General features: G+C 40.2%; 9 protein-coding genes. 8 read left to right on the top strand and 1 reads right to left on the bottom strand.

Going from position 1 to position 16,424, the window contains the following annotated elements:
• Position 1 precedes the first annotated feature (1 nt).
• From RG47T_RS11945 to RG47T_RS11925, 4 genes are all read left to right on the top strand, one after another.
• Positions 2 to 1,408 (top strand): RagB/SusD family nutrient uptake outer membrane protein, encoded by a 1,407-nt coding sequence (locus RG47T_RS11945; RefSeq protein ID WP_074489679.1) that lies wholly within the window; start codon positions 2 to 4, stop codon positions 1,406 to 1,408.
• Positions 1,409 to 1,601: 193 nt separating this feature from the next.
• Positions 1,602 to 2,738 carry a TlpA disulfide reductase family protein gene (locus tag RG47T_RS11940; RefSeq protein WP_074493380.1) on the top strand — a complete coding sequence of 379 codons (1,137 nt, stop codon included), beginning with the start codon at positions 1,602 to 1,604 and terminating at the stop codon, positions 2,736 to 2,738.
• A gap of 617 nt (positions 2,739 to 3,355) precedes the next feature.
• Entirely contained in the window at positions 3,356 to 4,693 is a 1,338-nt protein-coding gene (locus RG47T_RS11930) for a M16 family metallopeptidase (protein ID WP_171972522.1), read from the top strand.
• Between the two features lie 38 nt (positions 4,694 to 4,731).
• A complete protein-coding gene (locus RG47T_RS11925; RefSeq protein ID WP_074489677.1) occupies positions 4,732 to 6,813 on the top strand; it encodes a M16 family metallopeptidase in 2,082 nt (693 codons plus the stop codon).
• A gap of 217 nt (positions 6,814 to 7,030) precedes the next feature.
• Here the strand turns inward: RG47T_RS11925 and RG47T_RS11920 are convergent, their stop codons facing one another.
• A complete protein-coding gene (locus RG47T_RS11920; protein WP_216351048.1) occupies positions 7,031 to 8,104 on the bottom strand; it encodes a glycoside hydrolase family protein in 1,074 nt (357 codons plus the stop codon).
• 413 nt (positions 8,105 to 8,517) lie between these two features.
• Here RG47T_RS11920 and RG47T_RS11915 point away from each other — a divergent pair, with 413 nt between their 5' ends.
• The 4 genes from RG47T_RS11915 (at position 8,518) to RG47T_RS11900 (ending at position 16,350) form a co-directional block, all read left to right on the top strand.
• Positions 8,518 to 9,276: a DUF72 domain-containing protein gene (locus tag RG47T_RS11915; protein ID WP_074489676.1), complete on the top strand. Its 759-nt coding sequence runs from the start codon at positions 8,518 to 8,520 to the stop codon at positions 9,274 to 9,276.
• Positions 9,277 to 9,494: 218 nt separating this feature from the next.
• A complete protein-coding gene (gene susR, locus RG47T_RS11910) occupies positions 9,495 to 11,111 on the top strand; it encodes a SusR family glycan utilization regulator (RefSeq protein ID WP_074489675.1) in 1,617 nt (538 codons plus the stop codon).
• A gap of 549 nt (positions 11,112 to 11,660) precedes the next feature.
• The gene (locus RG47T_RS11905) at positions 11,661 to 14,831 is read left to right on the top strand and encodes a SusC/RagA family TonB-linked outer membrane protein (RefSeq protein ID WP_083627389.1); all 3,171 of its coding nucleotides are present in this window, start codon (positions 11,661 to 11,663) and stop codon (positions 14,829 to 14,831) included.
• A gap of 22 nt (positions 14,832 to 14,853) precedes the next feature.
• Positions 14,854 to 16,350 (top strand): RagB/SusD family nutrient uptake outer membrane protein, encoded by a 1,497-nt coding sequence (locus tag RG47T_RS11900; protein ID WP_074489674.1) that lies wholly within the window; start codon positions 14,854 to 14,856, stop codon positions 16,348 to 16,350.
• Positions 16,351 to 16,424 lie beyond the last annotated feature (74 nt).

The raw sequence follows: 16,424 nt of genomic DNA, 5'->3' as shown, positions 1-16,424 counted from the left end.
CATGAAAACTTTAAAAATTAATTATAAAATATGGATCTCTACACTGGTTATAACCATTGGTATGGTAACCAGCAGTTGTAAAAAGTTTGTTGATGTTGATCCACCCAGTAACCAACTGGTTACCGCTACTGTTTTTACAAGTGATAACACGGTAAAGTCTGCTTTAGCGGGTATGTATGTTACATTTGCCATCACTAATTCGTACGATACGGAATTTTCGCTGTCATTTGTCACCGGGAACTCTGCAGATGAAACACAGTATTTTACAAGCGTGGCCGATTTTGATCCTTTTGTTCAGGATGCCCTTCAAACAGATAATAGTTACTGCCTTTCCATGTGGTCCAGCCTTTATAAGTCAATCTATCAGGCAAATGCAATTATCACAGGCGTAAACAATAGTACCGGCGGTATTAGTGATGCTTTAAAAGCAGAGGCAATAGGTGAGGCTAAATTTATGAGAGCGTTATGCTACTTTTACCTCACTAATTTGTGGGGAGATGTACCGCTGGCATTGACTACAGACCAAAAAGTGAACAATCAATTAACCCGTAGCTCTAAAGCTTTGGTCTATCAGCAAATTAGCAAGGATTTAACCGATGCTAAAAATACATTACTTGCCGATTATTCATTTACAAGCAGCCAGCGTACCCGCCCTAATAAGTATGCAGCTATTGCTTTGCTGGCACGCCTTAATCTATACAACAAAGATTGGCCAAATGCAGAGACCAATGCAGGCACCTTAATAGGGGCCAGCAGCTTATATAGCTTATTAAATGCATCGGCTTTGAGTGGCATTTTTGCTAAAAATAATACTGAAGCGATTTTGCAGTTTGATAACGCTAATTCGAGTGATTATACAACAGAGGGCCAGTATTATGCATTTGATAACACAACTATTCCTGATTTTCAGTTAACCTCTAATCTTGTAAATGCATTTGAAACTGGCGATCGCCGGTTTACAAGTTGGGTTGGGGTAAGTAATTATCAGGGAGCTAATTATTATTACCTGTCAAAGTATAAAAACACCGCAAACAATACAATAGCCGGCGGTGAATATTGTACTTACATGCGACTGGCCGAACAGTACCTGATACGGGCCGAAGCACGGGCTCAGCAAAATAATTTAGGCGGTGCTATTGCTGATATAAATGTAATAAGGAGCCGTGCCGGCCTAACCGGAACAACTGCGGTTACGCAAGCCAATATTTTACTGGCTATTGAGCAGGAGCGCCGTATTGAATTATTTGGCGAATACAGCCACCGTTGGAACGACTTGCGAAGAACGGGAAGGGCTGATGCTGTTTTGGGCGCTGCAAAATCTGGCTGGAAGGCTAATGCAGCCTTATACCCTATACCTAAAACAGAAATCCAGAATAATAACAATCTTACACAAAATTCAGGTTATTAGTTTTAAGCGAACAAATTTTTAGTAGAAAGTATGGAGTGATTCAGTTCTCTTTCAAACTTATTGCTCTTTACTTTCTACTTAGTTGCTGATGTGGGGCATACAGCTTCCGCAGTTACTAATGCCGCATATTTCACACGTCATTTTTTTATCGTCCATAGCTGATTTATCAGTTATCGGTCAAAAATTACTCATCATGAAAAAAATTATTTTATTATTTGCAGCACTTTGCCCATTAGCTGCGTTGGCGCAGGGCGGACATTTTGTATTAAAGGCTAACGTTAGCGGCCTTAAAAAGCCGGTTACAGCTTATTTATATTATTTTGAAAGTGGCAAGTCCAGGCTCGATTCTGTAAAATCTGCAACAGGAAATTTTGAGTTTAGCGGCGATATTTCCGGGATTTGCAGTGGCCGCCTTACGCTGGATCATACTGGTGTAGGTTTATTTAAGCTTGGTGCAAAAAGAGATGCGCTTCCTGTTCTTCTTGAAAAAGGTGAGATTAAGGTATCAGCTGTTGATTCCATTTCTAAGGGCATATTTACCGGTTCGGCCATTAATGATCAAAATGGCCTCTACCTAAAAACGATGTCTAGCACCGATAAGGCAATTGATGCACTCATTGCTAAATCTGAAGCAGCAACGCCCGAACAGCGTAAAGACCAACAGTTTCAGAAGACTATGCATTTAGGTTTTAAAAGTTTGGCAGCCGAGCAGGAGGCATTACAATTAAAATTTATTACACAACATCCTGATTTTTACATCAGCTATTTAACGCTTGTTGATGTAGCAGGGCCAATAATAGACGTTGATAAAATTGAACCTTTGTATAATAAGTTATCTCCAAATATCAGGAATAGCCGCGAGGCGCTTGAATTTGGAAAATTAATAGCTATGGCCAAGGTTACCGCCGTTGGCACCATGGCACCAGATTTTACTCAAAATGATACTAATGATCAGCCTGTAAAGTTATCGGATTTTCGCGGGAAGTATGTATTGCTTGATTTTTGGGCTTCGTGGTGCGGGCCTTGCCGTGCCGAAAATCCAAATGTGGTAAAGGCTTATCATCAGTTTAAAGCTAAAAATTTCACAGTGCTTAGCGTTTCATTAGACCAGCCTGGAAAAAAGGATGCTTGGTTGGCAGCGATCAAAGCAGATGGATTAGAATGGACCCAGGTATCTGATTTGAAATTCTGGAATAACGCGGCCGCCAAGCAATATGGTATCAGAGCAATTCCACAAAATTTCCTGATTGATCCAACGGGTAAAATCATTGGAAAGAACCTAACCGGGGAAGATCTCAACAAAAAATTAAAGGAGATTTTCGGTTCCTGAGTTCATCTGTTACACAGGTATAAATTCAAAATTCGCTTTGGCGGTATCAAAACAGTGTCACCAATAAATGGGCAAACAAATATTTTTTTGGAAAAGGTTGGGCTATGCCCTTCCTTTTCTGTTTAGTTCGTTACTTTTTAGTTGTTCAACTCAAAAACTCAGGCATAAATTGCCGTTTGACTCGATAAGTGGCAATTTGGTCGTTTTAGTTGATCAAAAGCGGGGTAGTGAAATTCTTGCAACGTTGTCAAATTACCCTTTATACATTAAGATAGTTGAACAATCCGCGTTGGTCAAAAACAATGAATATCTATCATTGATAACCGTATTTCCAATGCCTGGATAGATTGCAATTCAATCAAATTATAAGCAGATTAGCTGGTGCCAATTTGGGAATTAAAGATATCCGTTTTCAGGAGGGTTTATAGTTTGATGCAGCCATATCTATATGAATAGTTAGTAAAGTTTATGAAAGCTTTAAGGGGCACTCGATAACAGCTTTCATACTAAAAATGCTTATATCCGATGTTAGATATTTCTGTATGAGACAAATAATATACCCAAGTTACATCTATATTTACCATTACATTACTTTCAACCAAAAATCAATAATTTATATGCAAATACGAAAACATGTTTGGATCACAACAATAGCTATGTCTATGCTGGGTATTCAGGCTAACGCACAAAAAATAGAATTTACAGAATACGATCTGCCGAACGGCCTGCACGTTATTCTTCATCAGGATCATAACACACCCGTAGTGGCGGTATCTGTAATGTACCACGTAGGTTCAAAAAATGAGGTTGCCGGTCGCACCGGTTTCGCCCACTTTTTTGAGCACCTTTTATTCGAAGGATCTGAAAATATCAAACGGGGTGAGTTTTTCAAAATCGTGTCGTCAAATGGTGGACAAAATAACGCCAACACTACACAGGATCGCACTTTTTACTACGAGGTTTTCCCGAGCAATCAGTTACAGTTAGGCCTTTGGCTGGAGAGTGAGCGTATGTTGCATCCTGTTATCAACGAAATTGGTGTGAAAACACAAAACGAAGTTGTAAAAGAAGAAAAACGCCAAAGCCTGGATAACCGCCCTTATGGTAATGTTATTGATGATATTGCAAAGGGTTTGTTTATTAATCACCCTTATCGTAATGGCGTTATCGGGACGATGACCGACCTTGATGCCGCCAAACTGGATGAGTTTAAAGCTTTTTTTAAACAATTTTATGCACCAAACAACGCCGTACTTACGATAGCTGGTGACATTGACCCGGCTAAAACTAAAGCATTAATTAATACTTATTTTGGCCCTGTGCCGCGCGGCGCGGATGTGGTTTATAAAAAGGCCGAAGAAACTCCGATTACCAAAGCAGTAACCGATACGGCTTACGATGCTAACATCCAGATTCCGGCTATTTTGGCTGCGTACCGTGTACCCGGTAAAGACACACGCGATTCAAAAGTAATGGAAATGATATCTTCCATATTATCAGGCGGATCAAGCTCAAGGATGTATAAAAAGATGGTTGACGAAAAGAAGGATGCGCTGCAGGTTTTTGCTTTCAACTACGCGTTGGAAGATTATGGGATGTATATTGTAGGTGCGCTGCCTAACGCAGGGGCCGCCCCCGCCGGATTATTGACCGATATGGATGAAGAAATAAAGAAACTTCAAACAGACCTGATCAGCGAAGCTGATTACCAAAAATTACAGAACCAGTTTGAGGATGGCTTTGTAAGCGCCAATACTAAAATGCTGGGTATTGCCGAAAACCTGTCCAACGGTTATACTTTTTACCACAAAGATACCAACCACATTAACGAGGAATTGACCGAGCTAAGAAAAATAACCCGTGAAGAGATCAGGGATGCAGCACGCAAATACCTCAACAATAACCAGCGCCTTATATTGTATTATATGCCTGCAAAAGGTAAAACAGCGCAATAATCAATTATACATCAATCAAAAAGAATTATACATTTATAATGAAGAAATATATCATCATAGCGGCCGGTGCATTGCTGATGCAGTATGCCCAGGCGCAAACTATAGATCGTAACCAAAAACCAAAACCAGGCCCGGCCCCGGTTTTAAGTATCAAAGACCCGGTTATATATAACATGCCTAATGGTATTACCGTGCTTGTGGTTGAAGACCACCGCCTGCCCAAGGTATCAGCCAGTTTGCTGATCGATGCAGGCCCAAGAACTGAGGGTAGTAAAGCCGGGGTGATCAGGCTAATGGGCGGGATGCTGAATGAAGGTACCAAAACCCTACCTAAAGCTGCTTTTGACGAAGCTGTTGAAAAGCTGGGAGCTAACGTAAGCTTAAATTCATCGGGTGGTAGTGCGTCGGCATTAACGCGTTATTTTAAAGAGGCTTTCACGCTAATGGGGCAAGCTTTAAAGGAGCCGTCGTTTACGCAAGAATCATTTGACAAGCTTAAATCACAGGCCATCACAGGCTTAAAATCTGAAGAGAAAAATGCTACAGCCATTGCGAGCCGTGTAACCAATGCGCTTGCTTACGGTAAAACACACCCTAATGGTGAATTTGAAACCGAGCAAACCGTGCAAAGTGTAACCCTGGCTGATGTTAAAACAGCCTATAACCAATACATCACCCCATCAAGAAGTTATTTAACTATTGTTGGCGATATTACTCCTGCAAATGCAAAAGCCTTAGCAACCGAGGTTTTTGGTACATGGAAGGGTGCTGCACTCACGCTGCCTAAGTTAACTCCGGTAGCTAACGTTGCTAAAACAGAGATAGATGTAATTGATGTGCCAACTGCAGTACAATCAGAAATCAGAGTAGTAAATTTGATTGACCTGAAAAAAAGCAATCCAGATTATTTCCCCACTTTATTGGCTAACTACATATTGGGTGGCGGTGCAGAAAGTCATCTATTTATGAACCTTCGCGAAAAGCATGGTTTTACTTATGGTGCTTATTCAAGCGTAGGCTCGGGCAGATGGCAGTCTTTGTTCAGTGCCTCGGCTTCTGTACGTACAGCTAAAACAGATAGTGCGGTAACTGAATTTTTGAACGAGATCAAACGCATCCGCACCGAAAAAGTATCCGCCGAAGAATTGAGCAGCGCGAAAGCTTTATACAATGGCTCATTTGCTCTAGGACTGGAAGATCCGGCACGTACGGCAACATTTGCCAGTACCATTCTCATTAATGGTTTACCTGCCGATTTTTACAAAACTTACTTGCAAAAGTTTAACGCCGTTACTGCACAGGATATTCAGCGTGTGGCTCAAAAATACCTCAATTACGATACCCGTATAGTTGTGGTAGGCAATGCAGCGCAGATAATGGAGGGGTTGAAAAAAAGTGGTTACCCGGTAAAACTGTATGATAAATATGCAAGTCCGGTTACAGAAGGGGCAAAAGCTGCGGCGATGCCTAATGTTAAAGCCAGTGATGTAATTAAAGATTACATTGCTACCATTGGGGGTGTTGCAGAATTAAAAAAAATAACATCTATGCAGGCAGTTGGTACTATGGCTGTACAGGGGATGACCCTGAATGTTGACCAGAAAAAAATGGCACCGAACAAAGAGGTAATGACAATCACAATGGGTGGCAACGTGATGATGAAATCTACTTTTGATGGCGAAAAAGGTTACCAGATGCAAATGAGTAATAAAAAAGACTTAGTTGCTGACGAAGTTGCCCAAAAGAAAGTTTTTACAGGTACAACCGAGCAGTTGGATTACCTTAACAACCCGGCATTTAAATTGGAGGTTAAGGGAATTCAAAAGGTAGGGAGTTCAGATGCTTACCAGATAGCCGTTACCGACCCTACAGGAAAAACCACTAGCGAATATTATGATACAAAGAGCAAACTATTGGTAAAAAAAGAAAGTACAACTGTAGTGAATGGCACCAATACTGTAAGCACTGTTGAATTAAGTGACTATCGTAAAGTGGGTATGGTAATGTTTCCGTATAAACAAACCATTACCCAATCGGCAGTAGGGCAAGAGCAAAGTTTTGCCATAACCATTACAGACATTAAGTTAAACTCAGGTGTAACAGCCGATGATTTTAAATAGTATTTGAAACTTAACCTGATCTAATATTTATCGCAGTATATAGAACAAATCCGGGAGGAAGCGATCCACCACCTCCCGGATTTCACCAAAAAATTATTAGCAAAAAGCAATAAGACTGCTAGATTTTATCCAGTGGTGTTAAATAATAAAGCTCCAGCATGTATATGTCTTTAGTATCCTGATGTCTATGTTTTCATTTAGATTTTTCCGGGTTGACCTATTTTATTTTTAGTGGCAAATCTATCCAGGCCAATGCAATATTTCGTTGCATGTGGCTTATAGAGTTTCCTTCGGCGCCGTCGTAAAGCATGGCCAGCCTTTTACCTACTCGTATTACTGATGGCATACCGATAGCACCCTTTGCCCAGGTGCAATTGGTTTTATCCAATACTATTGCTTTATGATCGGTTTGCCAATGAAAGATATCTTTTGACCAGTATACCCATATCGCATCGGTATACTCCGTTCCGGAATCTGTTATTCCAATATGATTGGTAAATAAATACCATGTTTTGGCTCCTGCATCAAAATATATCGATGAATTTTCTACCTGTTCTGTTAACGGAAAAACAGGATGCTGCCGTATAACCCATGTAGCATTTAAATCGCGCGTAGTGGCAAGCCCCAGTGTTCTCTTTGTGCCTGTGCTATCCTGGGTGGCACCGCTAAAGAATTGGAGATATTGACCTTTGTATTTTACAATAAATCCGGGGCTGGAAGTAACGCTGTAAAAGCTGTTTTTCTTACCGGAAAAAGGCTTAACATCGTATTGTTTGATCCATGGGCCTGACAGCGATACGGATTTTGCCTTCATTGTTAAATATGGAAATGCGGGCACACGGTCTGGCCCAAGTGAGGTATTAGGCGTACCGAGGTAAAACATATGCCATTCGTTCCCTGCTTTTATCACCCATGGCGAGGATGCACTTTTATGATCTGGTTTATTGGAGGTACCTAATGATAGTATTGTACCCTTTTTTGTCCATGCGTTCAAGTCCTTACTCGTTGCAAGGCAAGCCAGCCAGCCTGTGCTGCCTGCACCGTCGTAAAACAGATAATAAGTGCCGCCTGCTTTGTTAACTATCGCTTCCCTTGCACCATAAGCGTCGCAACTGTCGGGGCCGTTTCCATGGGTTAAAACAACACCAGCATCAGTACACGCTACCCTTAAATTGGTTGACGGGCGACCATCAATATATTTACCTTTTTGGGCAAACGAGTAAAATCCGCTAAATATGAGAAGGCTTACCATCCATATTTTAGCTTTAATGTTTGTTGTTTTATAATTCACTTTTGTTGTTACGGGTTAAGTGTAGCCTAAGAAGATGCTATCGTCTGGTTTACAGCAATATTATGTTAGTGTAATGCTGATAAATTAAACTCTTCTCATTTTATTGAAAGGTAATAAGAACTAATCTGTATAAGAATAAAGTATTGATTGAAATAATTAGCACCAATAACCCTTTTGGTTTTTATTCAAAGTAAGAAAAAGCATTGTTTTTTTACAACGGTTGAAGTGACGGGGGTTAAATAAACTAGTGATACCATGCTAACTTCGAGTATTCAAAAGGAGCTTAAACGCACTTAAAATTAAGTGCAATATTTTACGCATCAAAAACAAATGCAATCGCATCGTTATTTAACTAAAAAACTTATAATCCAACAGCTAATTATGCTATTAATTATTAATCAGCCTCATTAAAAGTGTTAAGTATAAAGCCCAACTATTACTCCGGAACCAGCGGGCTTTTATTGCCTGTTGCTAATAAAACCCTTTATCCAATTGAGTTTAAGGATAAGAGCAGGCTAGCCTATTATGCTTCGCTGTTTAATAGTATCGAGATCAATTCGTCTTTTTACAAAATACCGCAGCCCGCTACTGTACGTAAATGGGCCGAAAGTGTACCCCAACACTTTAAGTTTACCTTTAAGTTGTGGCGGGAAATTACGCATAACAAAGGCTTGGTTTTTAACCCTGATGATGTAGCGCGTTTTATACAAGCATTTAACGAAACAGGAGATAACAAAGGCTGTTTGCTGGTACAGTTTCCGCCGGGTATTAAAAGCAGTCAGCTGCCGCAATTAAGGGTTCTGCTTGATTGTATTCGCGAGTCAGATCAACAATTAAAGTTAGCAGTAGAGTTTCGCCATGCTTCCTGGTACCAGGAAAGCACAGCCGAAGTACTAAGCGGTTATGATGCCGGTATTGTATTACAGGATATTCCATCGTCTGCAACGCCATTAAGTTTTGCTGATGGTAAATTTGTTTATCTGCGGCTTCATGGCCCGGGTGGGAAATACAAAGGCACATATACAGATGAGGTGCTGTACGAATACAGTACTTACATTAAAGAATGGCAGGATGAAGGAAAAACCGTATTCGTTTATTTTAACAACACAATGGGCGAAGCACTTCGTAATTTAAATACACTTAATAACTGGCTGAAAACCTCGGCTGGTTAACCTCATATAACAACAGGCGTGGCCCTTCTCTGCTAATATACACACTCGTATAAAAGCAGGTTAATATTTGTTGTTTAACCATCGCATTATCAAAATATTACTTTATTTAACCATCGCATAGTCAATATTTTAACCTGTTTTATAATGTTAACTATTGGGTATATTTTTAATGTGTATATTAAAAATATACCTTAGCTGCCGTTATAAACTATCTTTTGATGAAAATATTATTGTCGATATACTTGGTATTGCTGTTGCCTTTTTGTGCCAAATGCAATTCGTCTTCCGACAGTCTTTTAAGTGTATTAAAGTCTGAAATAAGTAGAAAAAAGTTTTATGATGGTGAAAAAAACCGTCGCATACGTTTACTTAAGCAAGCACTAACTAATGCCCCCAAAAATGATCTCCGTGCCCAGTATGTTATTTGCGACAAGCTTTACACAGAGTACAAAGATTACCTGTTTGACTCTGCACATGTATACACAAAAAAGTTATTACAGCTAAGCAACCAGATGCATGATTTGCCAAAACAGTACGAAAGCAAAATTAAACTGGGCACCATTCAATTATCATGGGGGATGTTTAAAGAAACTTTCGATTGCTTAAATCAAATTAGTGTGCGAGTGCTGCCCGACAGCATTAAACTAAAATACTATGAACTAAAATCGACAGCTTACAGCAAACAGGCATCTTATAATACAGACGTATTTTATTCGCCGGCCAATCGTGCCCAATCAATCCGCGCACTGGATTCTGTTATCATTTTATCCAAACCCAACACCTTCGATAAATATAAATACACGGGCGAGCTACTCACTATTAACGGCAAAAAAAACGAAGCTTCTGTCTGTTATAAAAAGTTGTTATTGATGCCTATGCTTACAGATCATCAACGGGCAATGGTAGCCAATGATCTCAGTAGTTTAACCCATGGAGGCGAAGTAGTTAATTTGCGAACACGTGCTGCTATATACGATATCCGGTCGTCCACAAAAGAAACACTTGCTATTTTTACCTTGGGCAAGATGTTGTTTCAACAAGGTAATATCAGGGATGCTGAGCTTCTGTTGGTAGAAGCAAAAACTCAGGCACAATTTTATGGTAACAGGCTACACAAAACAGAGGTTGTGGCTATTTTAACCACGGTATCTGCACAAAAATTAATCAATTCCGAAAGGGAAAAAATTAGCGTGCTAACCTATTTAACAGGTATTTTAGGTTTGGCTATTATTGGTACAATAATAATCTCAGTTATTGTACGGGTTAGGTTAAACAGGGTAAGGCTTAGAGAAATGATGGTGCAGGAAAGAAACCAATACCTGGACAAGATCAATAAAAAGCTACTGGAAGATGCCCACATTAAAGAAGAGTACATTGGCTACTTTTTCGAAGTTATTTCGGGTTATATTTTAAAACTCGAAAAAATTAAGAGAAGTATAGAACGGAAAGCAAAAACAAAAAATTATGACGAGTTACTGCAAGTGGCCAATGAAATTAATATTAAACAAGAGCGGTATAACCTGTTTTACACCTTCGACAATAGCTTCCTGAAGCTCTTTCCCAACTTTATTTCAACCTTCAATTCGCTGTTAAAACCCGAAGATCAGATCTGGCCTAAAGACAATGAAATTCTAAATACTAACCTGCGCATATTTGCGCTGATGAGGCTCGGTATAAAAGATAACCAAACCATAGCTAATATACTGGAAAGTGCTGTAAGCACCATCTATACTTATAAAATACGTATCAAATCAAAAGCGCTTTTTCAAGGCGATGATTTTGAAAATAAGATCATGGATATCAAGTTTGTTGACATCATTAACGAGAAGTCTTAAATCGGTTTTTTTAAGGAAAAATTACGTAAAAAATATTCACTTGCAGCACTTTTTCCTGCAATTTGTATTGTAATTAGATGGATTAAAATTAGATTTTTCAATCTCCAGCTATCTTTAATTACCTGTATGTTAATAATTTAATTTTTGGTTAAGTTAGATTTTTTCTGGATTTCCTCTTAAGGTAGGTTGATTACACTTCTGTATGTACAACTTTGTTTGTCCCCCAATTATTTGATTAATCGGCATCAAGTATTGGCTGTATACCAATAACCGGGCACACGTGATAACCAATTACTAAAGCAGTATTTTTTTTCCAGGCGGGTATTTGAATAACATCAGATGCTAAGTATTAACATCCGTTTTACGGCGCGGTGATTTACTATGCATTCTGCTGCTAACTGAATAACAATTATCTATAAAAAACAAAATATGATGTACACCAAATTTAACCTCGTACCACCTTGATTTGGCTGTAAAAACAAAATTTACCATTATATCAAAACCAATTTTCAATCAACTAACCAATTGAAACTAAAACTCTAAATTATTATGAGTGTAAAATTACTTAACCCATTACAAAAAATTAAATGGTTGCCTATAGGGGTGTTGGCGGCCATTTCATTATCCGGCACATCGCTTAGTTACGGGGCGCCTGTGCGTTATCTGCACATTTCTGCCACAAACGCCCAAATTAAAACAAGCGGGAATGTTGTAGACGAGCAAAACCGCCCCTTGCCGGGAGTGAGCGTAACAATTACAGGTACTACAATTGGCACCATGACAGATGTTAAAGGGAATTATGTTTTAAACATCCCCGATACTGAAGCCCAAAAAGCGCTTAGCTTTTCATTTATAGGGTATACCAAACAAGACATTGCCATTGACGGCAAAACGGTTATCAACGTAGCCATGAAGCCAGATGCCGGAAAAGTACTTAACGATGTGGTAGTTATTGGCTACGGGACACAAAAAAGAGTAGATGTAACCGGATCTGTAGGTAGCGTAAGCGGCAAAGAGCTGCAAGAGCGGCCTGCAGTAAATCTGGAGCAGGAGCTTGCCGGAAAAATTGCCGGTGTAAATGTATCTTCAAATTCGGGCGCGCCCGGTGGTGATACCAAAGTTAGGATTCGCGGGTATAGTTCTATAAACGCCAGTACAGATCCCTTATATGTTGTAGACGGTGTAATCTGGACAGAAGGAGGAGCATCTATTAACCCAAATGATATAGCTTCTATCGATGTGCTTAAAGATGCCTCATCCACAGCTATTTATGGATCGCGTGGTACCAATGGTGTAATTTTAGTTACCACCAAAAGAGGTACCGGTAAAAAAGGCGGTACTATTAGCTACGATGGTTACGGAAGTTTAGGGGTTATGGCCAAAGAGCTTAAAGTGCTCGATTCAAAACAGTTTATGGCTGTCGAAGATCAATCTTACGCTAATATTAAAAAATACGATCCAACAGGCTGGGCTGCAGGCAAATATGCAGCAGACGACCCGAAAATTATCCGCACAGCATTAATAGGCAAATTATTTGATGCCAATTTAAACCCTTTGTATGATGTGGATTGGCAAAAGGCAACCACGCGCACGGCTTATAGCCAAAATCATAATCTTGCTTTTACAGACGCTACAGATAAAATGAACTATGGCTTGTTTTTAAATTATGCTAATGACCAGGGGATAATTTTAAACAGCTATCAGAAAAGATATAATGGCCGTTTAACAATGGATGACCAGATAAAACCATGGTTAAAAGTAGGGGCAACCTTAAATTATAACTACCGGGAAACCCGAAATCAGGGTGGGGGAACAGGCGGTAACAATATACCAAGGATGCTGATCGAGATGCCATCTTTTATTCCGATCAAATACCCCGACGGAACTTATGGTAAAAGAACAGATTACCCCAATTTAGAAGGTGGGGATAACCCGGTTGCGCAGGCTAATGAAATTACAGATTTAACGTATAACCGCGTTTTTAGCGGCAATGGATACGCCAATATTACCTTTTTACCAGGATTAGATTTTCGTTCAACTATTGGTGTTACCACATCAAGCAATACCCAGCCTCACTCACAAACCGGCCTTGTGGGTGGTTCAACAGCCAATCAGAGTTATAGTTCGGCGTCCATAAATCAGTATAACAATACTTTTTGGGAGTGGGACAATTACCTTACCTACAACAAAGTATTTAACAAGGTACATTCTTTTAATGTCGTGGCTGGTACCGAGACTATAAATTTCTCGCAGTTAACGTCTTACGGCTCAACCCAAAACCTGTCAGATAATTTTTATTCTTATTATAACCTGGGTTCTGGTTCTATACCCGGTATACCTACCTCCAATTACGATGCATGGCAAACACAATCATTTTTTGCCCGGGCAACGTATGGTTATCACGATAAATATTTGTTAACTGTTACAGGCCGCGAAGATGGCTCATCACGTTTCGGCACTAATAATAAATATGGTTTTTTCCCTTCGGCGGCTGTGGCATGGCGAGCCTCTCAGGAAGATTTTCTGAAAGATAACCGTACCATTTCTGATTTAAAATTTAAGTTTAGTTATGGCGTAACCGGTAACTCGGAGATTGGCGAGTACAGATCGCAGGCCAACATCAATACCAATAATTATGTATTTGCCGGTGCCCCGGCTATTGGTACCACCCAAACCAGCATAGGTAACGATGGCTTGGCATGGGAGAAAACAAGTGAATATAATTTAGGTGTATCGTTCGGCTTGTTCAATAACCGTTTAACCTTTGATGCCGACGCTTACCTGAAAAGAACCAAAGCATTATTGTTAAATGCACCGCTGCCCGAAACCAGTGGTTTTACTACCGTTTATAAAAACATTGGGAGCTTGCAAAATAAAGGGCTTGAATTAACCATCAATTCAATCAACATAAAATCAACCAGTTTTTCATGGACCAGTAATTTCAATATCTCATTCCTAAGCAATAAGATCTTAAAGCTGGGCGATGCTAATGATGATATCTTCTTAAGCCCGTCATTCCTGTCTAACTTCTTACTGGCCCGTGTGGGTGACCCTGCCGGTGAGTTTTGGGGTTATAAAGTATTAGGCACCTGGGGAACTGGCGAAGCCACACAGGCTGCAAAATACGGTTTGCTACCCGGCGATTTGAAAATATTGGACAAAAACGGCGATGGTAAAATTACTGCCGATGATAAAACCGTTTTAGGCAAATCAACGCCGGATGGCTATGGCACGTTTACCAATAATTTTCAGTACAAACGTTTTGATCTGGGCATCGAACTGCAGTTTGATTATGGTAACCAGATCATGAACCTAACCAAGCACTCCGGGCAGGACAGAACCGGGCAGGCCAACAGTTACGCCACTGTACTTAATGCATGGACACCCGAAAATCAAAACACCAGTATTGCAGAAGACCGGCCTGCCTATGTAAGGTATCAGACAGAAATATATTCGACCAAGGTAGAGAATGGATCATTTATCCGCGGCAGGGCAATAACGCTGGGCTATAACTTCCCTGCTGCTACACTTACTAAATTAAAAATGAGCCGTTTAAGGATATATACGCAAGTTCAGAATGCCTTTTTGATCACAAAATACAGTGGTTATGATCCTGAAACTTCAACCTATAACGGAAGCAGCAATTTTACCCAGGGAATCCAATTTTATGATTACCCCAAGCCCAGAACCTTTCTGTTGGGTTTAAATGCAAGTTTTTAATTAAATATTTAAATAGATCATCATGAAATTTAATTTTAAAAAATATAGGATTGGATATCTGTTATTAGTCCTAACGGCTATTAATAGTAGCTGTAAAAAATATTTAGACGAAAAGAACAATAGCAACTTTGTACAAAGCACATATTTCGAATCGGCTTCGCAAGCCCAGGCTTTTGTAAACGGCATCTACAACAAGCTTTACATGTTTCAAAATGGCGACGCTTATGGCGAAAGTCCATTTATAACCATTGAATTATTTGCCGGCCATGCTACCTCGCTTGGGCAAAGTGTAAATAATGGCAACGTAATCAATGAGCGTACCGACCCGGTGAACCCTGGTTTTGAAACGGTTTGGCAAAACAGTTATAGCGCCATTGCAAACGCTAACCTTGCTATCGCAAAAATCCCCGGTATTGCTATGGATGATGCCGTAAAGAAGAAATTATTAGGAGAAGCATATTTTTTAAGGGCATTTTTTTATTACCATTTGGTAAGGCTATATGGAGATGTACCATTAATTACAGCCCCGGTTACGGTTGATAGTCCCGATCTTTTCCCTACCCGCACCCCATTGGCACAAGTTTATCCCTTAATAATTAGCGATCTGCAGGCTGCCGAGATATCCGGGTTGCCGGAAACCGATCAAACAGGGCATGCCTCCCTGGGGGCTGTCAGGACATTGTTGTCCAGCGTTTACTTAACAACCGCGGGTTTCCCGTTAAACATAACCGCCAATTATGCTTTAGCAGCTGCCGAAGCGCAAAAGGTATTGCCGGATTATACATTGTTTACAGATTATGCCTACCTGCATGACAATGCACACAAAAACCAGGGCGAATTAATTTTTCAGGGTAGTTATTTGGTGGGGGTTTCAACCAATGCTATACCTCAGCTCACCGTCCCTTTCAATTTACCTGTAGGCGCTTATGGCGATCATTTAGGCGCCATGATACCCACCAACCAATTCTTTAACAGTTATGAAGCCGGTGACAAGCGCACCCAGGAGCGGCAATTCTATTTTTCCAGCTACCCGCAATATGGCGATGCAACAAAAACTGTTGTATTTGGCGAGCACTGCCTTTATAAATACTTCCATGTAGAAAGTGCTTTAGGTACAGGTATAAGCGACGAAAACTGGACCTTTTTACGTTTACCCGAAGCCATGCTAATTTATGCCGAAGCGAGCAACGAGGTGAGCGGGCCAACGCCGGATGCTTATACGCAGGTTAATAAGATCCGTGCCCGTGCCTTATTGGCGCCACTTAGCGGCCTTACAAAAGATCAGTTCCGCGAAGCTATCTGGAAAGAGCGTTATCATGAGCTGGCGTATGAGGATAAAGCCTACTTTGATATCCAGCGAACCCACATGATTTATGATGTAGTGAATAATAAGTTTAGTGATGCATTTAGCACTGCAAACGAGCAGGGCGTAGTTATGAAGCAGCAGTATTTGCTATGGCCTGTGCCGCAAAGAGAAATTAACAATAATAAAAAGCTTACCCAAAATACGGGTTGGTAGAATTTGAGATTCAGAGACTGGTTTAATGCCGGTCTCTGTTTTTAAATTAAAGACCCTGCATTAAACCTATAAAA

Source organism: Mucilaginibacter polytrichastri, assembly GCF_001911425.1.
Taxonomy (GTDB): Bacteria; Bacteroidota; Bacteroidia; order Sphingobacteriales; family Sphingobacteriaceae; genus Mucilaginibacter; species Mucilaginibacter polytrichastri.
The sequence above is the reverse complement of the archived record's forward strand: the minus strand, read 5'-3'. Positions and strand labels throughout refer to the sequence as shown.

Coding starts and splice junctions, on each gene's coding strand:
- RG47T_RS11925 (WP_074489677.1), top strand. CDS start 4,732: ATGAAGAAATATATCATCATAGCGGCCGGTGCATTGCTGATGCAGTAT.
- RG47T_RS11940 (WP_074493380.1), top strand. CDS start 1,602: ATGAAAAAAATTATTTTATTATTTGCAGCACTTTGCCCATTAGCTGCG.
- susR (WP_074489675.1), top strand. CDS start 9,495: ATGAAAATATTATTGTCGATATACTTGGTATTGCTGTTGCCTTTTTGT.
- RG47T_RS11905 (WP_083627389.1), top strand. CDS start 11,661: ATGAGTGTAAAATTACTTAACCCATTACAAAAAATTAAATGGTTGCCT.
- RG47T_RS11900 (WP_074489674.1), top strand. CDS start 14,854: ATGAAATTTAATTTTAAAAAATATAGGATTGGATATCTGTTATTAGTC.
- RG47T_RS11945 (WP_074489679.1), top strand. CDS start 2: ATGAAAACTTTAAAAATTAATTATAAAATATGGATCTCTACACTGGTT.
- RG47T_RS11930 (WP_171972522.1), top strand. CDS start 3,356: ATGCAAATACGAAAACATGTTTGGATCACAACAATAGCTATGTCTATG.